Source organism: Acinetobacter sp. YH12023 (assembly GCF_013420135.1).
GTDB classification, from domain to species: Bacteria; Pseudomonadota; Gammaproteobacteria; order Pseudomonadales; family Moraxellaceae; genus Acinetobacter; species Acinetobacter amyesii.
This window is the reverse complement of sequence record NZ_VOYU01000019.1, coordinates 1-11,794: the sequence shown is the minus strand read 5'-3', so window position 1 is coordinate 11,794 and position 11,794 is coordinate 1. Positions and strand designations below refer to the sequence as shown.

Genomic DNA, 11,794 nt, shown 5'->3' with positions numbered 1-11,794 from the left:
GTGTTTTATCGTCATGTATGTATCAAAATATTTCAAAATTCATGATTTTTATCAATATCCTTCTTCGTATTTTTATATTCAAATGATTTGTTAAATGAAATAAAACAGATAATTATATTTTTTAGTCAAAAAATAAAAGTTTCTAAATAAGATAAAAGCCCTCAATCGGAGAAGATCAAGGGCGTGTATGGATTGAGAGCACGTATTGAAAGTTTTTCGGAAAATTAAATGTCAAAACCTGAACATACTTCCAATCCCGCTCTCGTTAAATTGATATTGAAATTTCTAAGGCAATTTAAATTTAACAATTCTCTGTAACGACATTAGAAGTTATACATCGCGACTGCATTGATTCGATTATCTTCACCTTTAGTACTGCCATTTGGCGCAGCGCCAAAAGCTTCACGTTCACCATAGACATATTCCAGACCTAAACTAATCGGCTTAACAGGGCTGTAAAATACATTTGCCCAAGCTTGCCACAAGTTTTTATTGGCCTTGGTTTTATCGACTAATGAGTTGACATAATCTGCATTATTATCTGCTTTCATATAACCATAGCCCAATGTTCCGCGCCATTGTGCTGAAATTTGTTGAGTTAAACCTACTGTAATCGAGTCAAATTCATTGGTGGCGATGATGTCTTTATCCGCATTGGTCACAAAACCTTGGTTGGTCCATGACACAAAACTACTGTCGCCTTTGACATGGTAATAATCCGCTTTGAGCACTGTTTTATCCGTCAAATCTAGCTTTGCGCCCAGACCAAGCCCCCATGCAGTTTCTGTATCCGTATCCGTTTTCTTTTCAGCACCCATCGCACGTGCGCTCAACATGAGTGTATCTGTCATTTTATGGTTTAAATGCGCTGTTAATGCAGGCAAACGCATATTTGAGCTGTCATCCTTAGAATCTTCTGCGGCGAGTACAAGATTTGTCTCTGGACTAAATTTGTGACTATAGCGAACTTGCGGTGTACGTTTAACAGCACCACCGACATAGCCCAACGCATCAATGGTTTCAGGCATATAATCAGGTACAGCAAAGTTAGACCATGTTTGCCCCACCAACCAATCACCATAGGTCAAATAGGCATGACGAATCCGCAGTCCATCATTTGCACCCAAAAAGTCGACTTCAATTTTACCGCCTACATCGCCCACTTGAGTCGGTGTTTTAAAGTCTAGTCCTAAACGTGTGGCAGCAAGTGTTGCTTTTAAACGATCTGAACTTTCAGCATTTCCTTCTAGCGGAACACTATTCATTTGGTTATACAGGCGAGATAAGCTGCCGCCTTCTGCCTGATAAGATGCATCTGCACGCACATTGCCATACAAGCTAAACTCAGCGCCCGATTTGGTATTTAAACTCAGGCTCGGTGTTTGAGTTGTTTTTTGAGTCTGGGCAGCAACTACAGGTCGTTGTTTTACATCTTTGATTTCACTCGACAAGGTGTTTTGCTGTTGAACATATTGCTGCATCATGGCTTTTAACGCTTTGACTTCTTCACGCAACTGTTCAACTTCAGCCTCGCTGACTGCCGCATGTGTCCACATGGGGAAGACAGCTGCACAAGCCAGTAGCATCGGTTTAAATTTAAAGGTTTTTTTGACTAAATTTAGCTTTTGAGTTTTCATCCTGACCTCGATTTGGGCGATGCCCTTTCCTTATTTTTTTGTCACAATTTCCCACTAGCCCTCATGCTGTGCATCAGGGCCTGGAAACTAAAATTTTGGGGTAATGTTAAATCTTTAAATACCGGCTTAATTCGCTGGATTTTTAATGGCTTGTGTATTGAGCTTTGGCAATTGACCTTGAGTAGATGCCTCTACTGACGCTTGTAAATTCACCATAAAAATTGCTAAAGCAGCTACGACACCCGGAATGGCAATCACCAAGAAGTTCATTTGATGCGGCAAATTCATGGTTAACAGCGCACCAGTAAGTACCGGTCCAACGATTGCACCAATTCGTCCAATCCCCGATGCCCAGCCCATACCTGTAGAACGTACCTTGGTTGGATAGTATTGTGCGACAAAGGTATAAAGTAGGATTTGCGAACCGATGGTAGCTGCACCTGCAACAGCAATTAAGGTATACAGAACCATTTGCGGACTGTTAAAGCCCAGTAAGATTAAAGCCACCGCGCCACACATGAACATGATGCTCAGTACTTTTTTAATATGGAATCGGTCTGCAAAAGCACCACCACCAATAGCACCTACCATTCCACCAATATTCAGTGCAAAGAGGAAAATCATACTTGCACCAAGCGAATAGCCGGCTTGAATCATCAATTTTGGTAACCAACTTCCAAGTGCATAAACCATCAATAAGCACATGAAAAATGCAATCCAGAACATGAACGTACTGAAACTACGGCCTTGTTGAAATAATGCTTTTAACGGAGCTTTGTCTTCTTCAGAAATTTCATTGAGTACAAATTGAGTATCTGTTGTAAGGACTTGTTCAGGCGCAATTTTAGAGACAATCGTTCGAGTCGTATCTGTTTGATGCTTTGAGGTTAAATACATCAATGACTCAGGGAGGAATTTCCAGATTAAAGGCAGTGCAAGACATGGAATAATTGCAATATAAAACATGATTTTCCAGCCATATACAGGCACTAACCAAGCACCCAATAATGCTGAAGCCATACCACCAATGGCATAACCACTAAACATTAGTGCAACCAAGGTGCTACGTATACGTTTAGGCGCGTATTCTGTCATTAATGCCACAACGTTCGGCATAACGCCACCGATGCCTAGACCGGCAAGAAAGCGTAAAATACCAAACTCAACTGGAGTACTTGCAAAAGCGCCGCAGAAGGTAAAACCACTAAAAATACCGACGCAGATCATAATGGTTTTTTTACGACCAATTTTATCGGACAGTGTGCCAAAACACATGGCACCAAACATCATGCCAAATAAAGCCGTACTTGCCAGTAAGCCGGCTTGTACCGCAGATAAGGACCATTCTTGCATCAACAACGGTAAGGCAACGCCATAGATCACCAAGTCATAACCGTCAAAAATAATAATCAAAAGACACCAAATCAAAACACCCCAATGAAATGGCGTAAATTTGGCTTCATCAACCAAGGTATTAATATTAATTTTCTGGTTTTGCATAGCCCACCTCCTAATTGTGAAGCTTGTAAAATTCGCTTTTCACAATGAATAAGTCGGTGCTTAATGTCCAAAACCGATTAGGCATGTTTGTATACCTAAAAAGTTGAATACAAATTAATCCCTTGATTCCGCTTTATTTAAACAGATCATTTCATAACTGCAGTTCATCTGAACGTCTAGCGACAGCATACTCAAAACACAGCACGATCATATGGAATCGCTTCTAAATCATATACTTGATAAACACTATCAAATAAACCACGAATATCTTCGCTCTCATCCATATGACGCACAGCCATAAATACAGGGCTAATCGCGGCTTCATCTAAGATAGGAACAAAGGTTAAATGTGTTAATTGCACACTTTGGGCACTCATTGGGGTGATACAAACTCCTTCATTCGCTGCAACAAAGCCTAGTGCCAGTTGTAATTCACGTACTTCACGTACTTTTTTAGGTTCCAAACCATACTCTGAAAATATGCCACGCACTTGGGTCGAAAAGTTTGGTTTGTTGTGATTTGGGTAAAAAATCAATTGCTGATCGATCAGATCTGCAAGATATACCCCTTCCTTTTTTTGTGCCAAAGGGTGACTAGCGTGTAAGGCTACTACTAAGCGTTCTTCTCGCAGTAAAACCCGTTTGATCGCGGGGTCTGAAATACGCAAACGCCCAAAGCCGACATCTATACGACCTTCCTTTAATGCTTTGATTTGTTCTGTGGTGGCCATTTCCTCCATTTCTATTTTTAAATGTGGATGTTGTTGTTTGAATAAATACAAAATATTCGAGAGTAAACCAAACAATAAAGAGCTCACAAAACCGATTGTCACTGTTCTTTCTGTCAAACCGATTCGTTTCGTCATCGATTTAATTTCTTCTGCATTAGACAAAAGTTTTAAAGCATGATGATAAAAAAATTGACCTGCTTCTGTAGTCTTAAGCGGACGGCTACCTCGTTCAAATAACTGAATTCCAAGCTCATGTTCCAAATTTTGAATCTGCCGACTCAAAGGTGGTTGAGCTATATATAGTTTTTCTGCCGCTTTGGTAAAACTCTGCTCTTCAACCACCGCGACAAAGTATCTTAAGTGTCTTAGTTCCATGGTTATCGATACCTATTAAGTATAATAAAATGCAAATTTGATCTTCGACGTGAAGATTTTATTCTTTTAAGGTATATCACATAGACAGGATTAAGCAAATTTAATCCCATCCAACAGATCAAAACATCGTGCAGTGCATTACCTGAAAGAAGCTTCAGCCGCTACACGAAACAACTTAAAAAGTATTGTTAGACAACCAAACAAGGAACGTGGCAGCCAAAGACCTCTTTTATCGAGTGATAGCCACCCATACTTAAATGCATACTTAAGGAGATATAGTATGAACCGTCAAGAGATTGATGTTCTGGTTAAACATATGAACGTAGATACAGCGACAGGGCCTGTTGACCAACGTGTACAGCAAGTTGTGGTACGTTTATTGGGTGATTTATTCCAAGCGATTGAAGATCTAGATATTACTCAAACTGAACTATGGAAAGGTCTAGAGTATTTTACAGATGCAGGTCAAGCGAACGAATTGGGTCTTTTAGCCGCAGGTTTAGGTTTAGAGCACTATCTTGATTTACGTGCGGATGAAGCTGATGCGAAAGCAGGTATTACAGGTGGTACACCACGTACCATTGAAGGCCCTTTATATGTGGCTGGCGCACCTGAATCAGTGGGCTTTGCTCGTATGGATGATGGTACGGAAACCGATAAAATTCCAACACTGTTTATTGAAGGTACAGTAACAGATACCGAAGGCAACATCATTGAAGGCGCTAAAGTTGAAATTTGGCATGCCAACAGCCTAGGTAACTATTCTTTCTTTGATAAGTCTCAATCTGACTTTAACCTTCGCCGTACGATTCTTTCTGACCAAGACGGTAAATATGTTGCACAAACTACGATGCCCGTTGGTTATGGCTGCCCTCCAGAAGGTACAACTCAATTTGTTTTAGACAAATTAGGCCGTCATGGTAACCGTCCATCGCATGTACATTATTTTATCTCTGCACCAGGTTACCGCAAGTTAACCACTCAATTCAACATCGAAGGTGATAAATACCTTTGGGACGACTTCGCCTTTGCAACTCGTGATGGTCTGGTAGCAACTGCTGTTGATATCACAGACGAAGCTGAAATTGCGCGTCGTGGTCTAAACCAACCGTTTAAGCACATTAGCTTTAATGTTGAGTTAGTTAAAGAACAAGCAGCAGCACCAAATACTGAAGTAGATCGTCGACGCGCTAGCGCTTAATTACTCACTCAAAGGAAGCCGAGCTGTCTCATCCTAGTATGACAACTCGGCGACTATCCCCTCATTGGACAGTCGGAGAATGGACATGCCACGTATTCCTGTAATTAACACCAGCCATCTAGATCGTATTGATGAACTTCTTGTCGATAATTTTGACACTGGTGAATTTAAACTGCACCGCTCAGTATTTACTGATCAAGCGTTATTTGATCTTGAAATGAAATACATTTTTGAAGGTAACTGGGTGTATTTGGCACATGAAAGCCAAATTCCAAATAACAATGATTATTACACGACTCATATCGGTCGCCAGCCGATCATCATTGCACGTAACCGTAATGGTGAACTGAATGCCATGATCAATGCCTGCTCACACCGTGGCGCACAGTTATGTCGTTATAAAAAAGGCAACAAAGCAACCTACACCTGTCCATTCCATGGTTGGACTTTTAATAACTCAGGTAAATTGCTCAAAGTTAAAGACCCTGCTGAAGCGGGTTATTCAGATTGCTTTAACCAAGATGGTTCACATGACTTGAAAAAAGTCGCGCGCTTTGAAAGTTATAAAGGCTTTTTATTTGGTAGCTTAAATCCTGATGTGCCAAGCCTTGAAGAATTCTTAGGTGAAACCACCAAAATTATCGACATGATCGAAGGTCAGTCGGAAAATGGTTTGGAAGTTTTACGTGGTTCATCTACCTATACCTATGAAGGTAACTGGAAACTGACAGCTGAAAATGGCGCAGATGGCTATCACGTATCAGCCGTGCATTGGAACTATGCAGCAACCACTCAGCACCGTAAAGAAGCGCAAGCCGCAGATAATATTCGTGCCATGAGTGCGGGTTCTTGGGGCAAGCAAGGCGGTGGTTCTTATGGTTTTGACAGTGGTCACATGTTGTTATGGACCCAATGGGCAAACCCAGAAGACCGTCCAAACTTTAGCAAAGCCGATGAATATACTGAAAAATTCGGCGCGCCGATGTCGAAATGGATGATCGAGCGTTCACGTAACTTATGCCTTTATCCAAACGTTTATTTGATGGATCAATTCGGTTCACAAATTCGCGTTTTACGCCCGATTTCTGTCAATAAAACTGAAGTCACCATTTACTGTATCGCCCCTGTTGGTGAAGAGCCAGAAGCACGTACACGTCGTATTCGTCAATATGAAGACTTCTTTAATGCTTCAGGCATGGCAACACCTGATGATTTAGAAGAATTCCGTGCCTGCCAAGCAGGTTATGCAGGGATTGAACTGGAATGGAACGACATGTGCCGTGGTTCAAAACACTGGATTCATGGACCGGATGATGCAGCCAATGAAATTGGATTAAAACCACTATTAAGTGGCATCAAAACGGAAGATGAAGGTCTTTACCTTGCTCAGCATCAATATTGGTTAAAAACCATGAAACATGCCATTGCTGAAGAAAAAGAATTGACAGAACAAGTCGCAAATGAACAAGGAGATGTCGCATGAATGCAACTGCACATTTAGACAGCGTAAGCATTGAAGCTGTATCTCAGTTCCTCTACCGCGAAGCGCGTTTTTTAGATGATGAAAAGTGGGATGAGTGGCTAGAGTGCTATGCCCCATCTGCATCATTTTGGATGCCGGCTTGGGATGACGATGACCGCCTAACGGAAGATCCGCAGTCTGAGATTTCTTTGATTTATTATCCAGACCGCCAAGGTTTAGAAGACCGTGTCTTCCGCATTAAAACTGAGCGTTCATCTGCCACGATGCCAGATACCCGAACCAGCCATAACATTAATAACGTCGAGATTATTGAACGTGATGGCGACAAAGTGACGGTGCGTTTTAACTGGAACACCTTAAGTTTCCGCTACAAAACCAACTATAGCTACTTTGGCATGTCACGTTATGAAATTGATTTTTCAGGTGAGCAGCCAAAAATCCTCAGCAAATATGTTGTTCTGAAAAACGATTATATCAACCAAGTTATTGATATTTATCACCTCTAAAAGCTTATTTTACTAAGCAAGGTTTTACTTTCAGCCAGAAGGATATTTGGCTGAAAGGACACGTTATACCAGATTTTCAAAAGGATATTCAGCCATGTCAAACCATAATGTTGCACTTCAATTTGAAGATGGCGTTACTCGTTTTATTAGTGTTGCTCAAGGTGAAACCCTATCCGACGCAGCCTATCGTCAAAAAATCAATATCCCTCTAGATTGCCGTGATGGCGCATGTGGGACATGCCGTGCATTTTGTGAGTCGGGAACTTACGACATGCCTGAAGAATCTTATATCGAAGACGCTTTAACCCCCGAAGAAGCTGAGCAAGGTTATATTTTAGCTTGCCAATGTCGTCCAAGTTCAGATGCGGTTTTCCAAATCAGTGCATCATCTGACGTGTGTAAAACTGAAATTCATGAGTTTCAAGGCACATTGTCTCGTGTTGAAAATATGTCGGATTCTACGATTACCTTTGATATTCAACTGGATGAAGATCAACCTGACATTAACTTCTTGGCAGGTCAATACGTCAATGTCGGCATTCCGGGGACTGAAGAAACACGTTCGTATTCGTTTAGTTCAAAGCCGGGCAATCGTTTTACAGGCTTCGTGGTTCGTAATGTCCCTGAAGGAAAAATGAGTACCTTCCTGAGTGCCAATGCGAAAGCCGGCGACAAAATGACCTTCAAAGGTCCTTTTGGTAGTTTTTATCTGCGTAATATCGTCCGCCCTGTGGTCATGCTTGCAGGTGGTACAGGTATTGCGCCGTTTATGTCCATGTTACAAGTGCTTGAAGAAAAAGGTTCTGAACAACCTGTTCGTCTTGTATTTGGCGTAACCAATGACTTTGACATCGTGGCAAAAGACAAGCTCGATGAATTACAAAGCAAACTCCCCTGGTTCGAATACCGTACTGTGGTCGCTCACCCTGAGTCACAGCATGAACGTAAAGGCTATGTGACCAGTCATGTTGAAAAAGATTGGTTAAACAACGGCGATGTAGATATTTATCTCTGTGGTCCTGTACCGATGGTTGAAGCGGTACGTAGCTGGTTAGATACAGAAGGCGTTAAACCTGCAAACTTCTTGTTTGAAAAATTCTCAGCAAATTAAGGAAGAATAGTTTAATGTCAGAACAAGCGAGATTTAGCAATAAAGTTGTCATTGTAACCGGTGCCGCTCAAGGTATCGGTCGTGGAGTCGCACTACAAGTGGCCCGAGAAGGCGCTCAAGTGGTGTTGGCAGATCTTTCAGATTTTGTTGAAGATACGCTGAACGATATTCAAGCCCATAATGGCGATGCCATTATTGTTAAAGCCAATCTTGAAACATATTCAGGCGCTCAATTAGTTGCTACCCAAGCCATTAAAAAATATGGCCGAATTGATATCTTGATCAATAACGTCGGAGGTGCGATTTGGATGAAGCCCTTCCAAGAGTTTTCAGAAGAAGAAATCGTTAAGGAAGTTAATCGTTCATTATTTCCAACTATGTGGTGCTGCCGAGCCGTGTTACCTGAAATGATTAAAAATCAGCAAGGGACGATTGTAAATGTATCTTCTATTGCAACCCGTGGTATTAACCGTGTGCCATATTCAGCGTCAAAAGGTGGGGTCAATGGCTTAACCGCTGCACTCGCTTTTGAGCATGCCAAAGATGGTATTCGAGTCAATGCCGTAGCCACAGGTGGCACAGAAGCGCCACCACGGAAAGTACCAAGAAACGCAAACCCATTGTCAGATCATGAAAAACAATGGATGCAAGACGTGGTCGATCAAACCATTGACCGTACATTCTTGGGGCGCTATGGCACAATTCAGGAACAAGTCAATGCCATCCTATTTTTGGCATCCGATGATTCATCTTATATGACTGGAACGGTCGTCCCTGTTGGTGGTGGAGATCAAGGTTAATCTCTAAAAATCATTGGTTAAATTCAACAGGCTCATTGACATAGTTGCATGGAGGCAAAAGCGATGGCACCCCTGTTAAAAACATTAAAAGAAGATTGGTCGATCTCAGCGACGGTTGCAGGATTTTTAGCCGTGCTGATTTCATATTCAGGCCCATTGATTATTTTTTTCCAAGCCGCACAAAAAGCCCAAGTCTCCCCAGCCATGATGATTTCATGGATTTGGGGCATTTCTATTGGTGCAGCACTGGCGGGTATTTATCTCTCTATTAAATATAAAACCCCGGTGATTACCGCGTGGTCAGCGCCCGGTACGGCTCTTTTAGTCACCCTCTTTCCGAATATTTCGCTGAATGAAGCCATAGCGGCTTATATCACGTCTGCTATCGTTATATTTTTGATTGGCATCACCGGCTATTTTGACAAACTCTTAAAATGGATTCCTCAAGATGTCGCTGCGGGAATGATGGCAGGTATTTTATTTCAGTTTGGGCTTGGACTGTTCACTGCTACAGATAGTATGCCGATCATTGTCTTTGGCATGTTATTGGTCTTTCTGATTTCTAAAAGACTATCGCCACGCTACGCGATGATTTGGGTCTTACTGACTGGAGTCGTTTTGAGTTTTTCATTAGGAAAAATTAATCCTGTTGATGTGAATTTTCAACTCGCTATACCGCAGTTTATTGCCCCAATTTGGACTTGGAACTCAACTTTAAATTTGGCGATTCCCTTAATCTTAGTCAGTCTGAGTGGTCAATTCCTTCCGGGGATGGCGATCATGAAACTCAGTGGATATGACACGCCAGCCAAGCCGATTATCACAGCGACCAGTATTGCCTCGCTCGCTGTCGCATGTGTCGGGGGCATTACCATTGTTTTGGCGTCTATTACCGCAGCTATGTGTATGGGCAAAGATGCACATGAACTAAAAGAAAAACGCTATATAGCCGGTATTGCCAATGGTATTTTTTATATTTTAGGTGGCTTATTTGCAGGCAGCATTGTCATGTTATTTAGCCTATTACCTAAAGAGTTAGTCGCTGCACTTGCAGGTTTAGCGTTATTAGGTGCGATTGGGACAAATATGTCGGTTGCGATGAAAAATGAGGCCAACCGTGATGCAGCGCTGATCACTTTTTTAGCGACAGCCTCAGGTATGCATTTTTTAGGGCTAAGCTCAGTATTTTGGGGGATTTGTATCGGTGTCGCGGCACATGTCATTTTGACCAAACGAGTAGCCACACAAGCACCGATAACAACGTCTCAAGATTCTAAAAGTTCATAATATCCAAACGCATTGTTAATACAAAGAAGATGGAAAATTACATCTTCTTTGTTTAATCAAAAACAAAAAGCTTTCATTTAGACTTCGGTTAATTCAGGCAATTCTCGATGAGCGATTTCAAAAGCTTCTTGCACATCTAATCCACAGCAGTCAATAAAAGCTCTACAACTTTGGCAATCCAGCGAACCCTTTAGGCAAATAAGCATAGCACCGCACAGATTCAATTTTTATGATGAAGTAATCGCCACCTAGCCTTAGTTTAAAAAAAACCATCTAATTTGAACCAACATAAACTTTATCAGCAGCGTAAATCTAAAGGTTTTTAAGAGATGGATCCGTAAATTTGAACAACTCCTATAAGTGATATTTTGCTCCTCAAATGATGTTATAAACATCAATATATGGAGTATTTTATGGCACGTAGACCAAGAAGAAATCATTCAAATGATTTTAAAGCTAAGGTAGCACTTGCTGCGATTAAAGCAGAAAAAACACTTGCTGAATTGAGTGCTGAGTTTGATGTTCATCAAAACCAAATTATTGACTGGAAAAATCAATTGATCTCAGCTTCCTCGCAAGCTTTCGATCAATCAAAAGCTCCAACAGAACCACCCATCGATCTAAAAAAACTACATGCAAAAATCGGTGAGCAGGCATTAGAAATTGATTTTTTAGAAGGTGTGTTGAAGAAACTGGGCCGCTTCAACCACAAAAGTTAATCGACGACTCACTTCAGATTTCAGTATCTAAGCAAGCTAAGCTGCTGAAAGTCTCCCGTGGTTGTTATTACTATCGCCCAAAACCTGTGAGTGCATCAGATCTGAAGCTGATGCGATGTATTGATGAATTACATATGCAATATCCTTTTGCAGGCAGTCGTATGATGCGTGATTTGTTGAATCGTCAAGGACATCATATAGGACGACGTCATACACGTACTTTAATGAAGAAAATGGGTATTCAGGCGTTATATTGCAAACCAAATTTAAGCCAGGCTAATCAAGCTCACCGTAAATATCCATATCTGCTCAAAGGGTTGGCTATTCAGCGCAGTAATCAAGTGTGGTCTACGGATATAACGTATATCCCTATGGCAAAAGGCTTTGTTTATTTATGTGCTGTGATTGATTGGCATAGCCGCAAGGTACTTGCGCATAGGGTAT

The 11,794-nt window shown here is 41.4% G+C and carries 9 protein-coding genes and 1 pseudogene; 7 read left to right on the top strand and 3 right to left on the bottom strand.

Features of this window, described 5'->3' with window-relative positions; genetic code table 11:
- Positions 1-323: 323 nt before the first annotated feature.
- The 3 genes from FTT92_RS15605 to FTT92_RS15595 all read right to left on the bottom strand — a co-directional run bounded on the left by FTT92_RS15605 (position 324) and on the right by FTT92_RS15595 (position 4,243).
- Positions 324-1,637: a DcaP family trimeric outer membrane transporter gene (locus tag FTT92_RS15605; RefSeq protein WP_180172572.1), complete on the bottom strand. Its 1,314-nt coding sequence runs from the start codon at positions 1,635-1,637 to the stop codon at positions 324-326.
- Positions 1,638-1,763: 126 nt separating this feature from the next.
- Positions 1,764-3,137, bottom strand: a complete 1,374-nt coding sequence (locus tag FTT92_RS15600) for an MFS transporter (protein ID WP_180172571.1) — start codon at positions 3,135-3,137, stop codon at positions 1,764-1,766.
- A 191-nt stretch (positions 3,138-3,328) separates the two neighbouring features.
- Positions 3,329-4,243 (bottom strand): LysR family transcriptional regulator, encoded by a 915-nt coding sequence (locus FTT92_RS15595; protein ID WP_180027179.1) that lies wholly within the window; start codon positions 4,241-4,243, stop codon positions 3,329-3,331.
- A gap of 280 nt (positions 4,244-4,523) precedes the next feature.
- Here FTT92_RS15595 and catA point away from each other — a divergent pair, with 280 nt between their 5' ends.
- The 7 genes and pseudogenes from catA to FTT92_RS15560 all read left to right on the top strand — a co-directional run.
- Positions 4,524-5,444, top strand: a complete 921-nt coding sequence (catA, locus tag FTT92_RS15590) for a catechol 1,2-dioxygenase (RefSeq protein ID WP_180172570.1) — start codon at positions 4,524-4,526, stop codon at positions 5,442-5,444.
- Positions 5,445-5,529: 85 nt separating this feature from the next.
- Positions 5,530-6,927 carry a benzoate 1,2-dioxygenase large subunit gene (benA, locus tag FTT92_RS15585; RefSeq protein WP_180172569.1) on the top strand — a complete coding sequence of 466 codons (1,398 nt, stop codon included), beginning with the start codon at positions 5,530-5,532 and terminating at the stop codon, positions 6,925-6,927.
- Positions 6,924-7,433, top strand: a complete 510-nt coding sequence (gene benB, locus FTT92_RS15580) for a benzoate 1,2-dioxygenase small subunit (RefSeq protein ID WP_180079092.1) — start codon at positions 6,924-6,926, stop codon at positions 7,431-7,433. The genes benA and benB overlap by 4 nt, the downstream gene beginning before the upstream one ends.
- Positions 7,434-7,527: 94 nt before the next feature.
- A complete protein-coding gene (gene benC, locus FTT92_RS15575) occupies positions 7,528-8,544 on the top strand; it encodes a benzoate 1,2-dioxygenase electron transfer component BenC (RefSeq protein ID WP_180172568.1) in 1,017 nt (338 codons plus the stop codon).
- A 14-nt stretch (positions 8,545-8,558) separates the two neighbouring features.
- The gene (gene benD, locus FTT92_RS15570; RefSeq protein ID WP_180172567.1) at positions 8,559-9,344 is read left to right on the top strand and encodes a benzoate diol dehydrogenase BenD; all 786 of its coding nucleotides are present in this window, start codon (positions 8,559-8,561) and stop codon (positions 9,342-9,344) included.
- Between the two features lie 63 nt (positions 9,345-9,407).
- Positions 9,408-10,631, top strand: a complete 1,224-nt coding sequence (gene benE / locus FTT92_RS15565) for a benzoate/H(+) symporter BenE (protein ID WP_180172566.1) — start codon at positions 9,408-9,410, stop codon at positions 10,629-10,631.
- Between the two features lie 401 nt (positions 10,632-11,032).
- A pseudogene (locus tag FTT92_RS15560) lies at positions 11,033-11,794 on the top strand (IS3-like element ISAba14 family transposase); the annotation flags it as partial.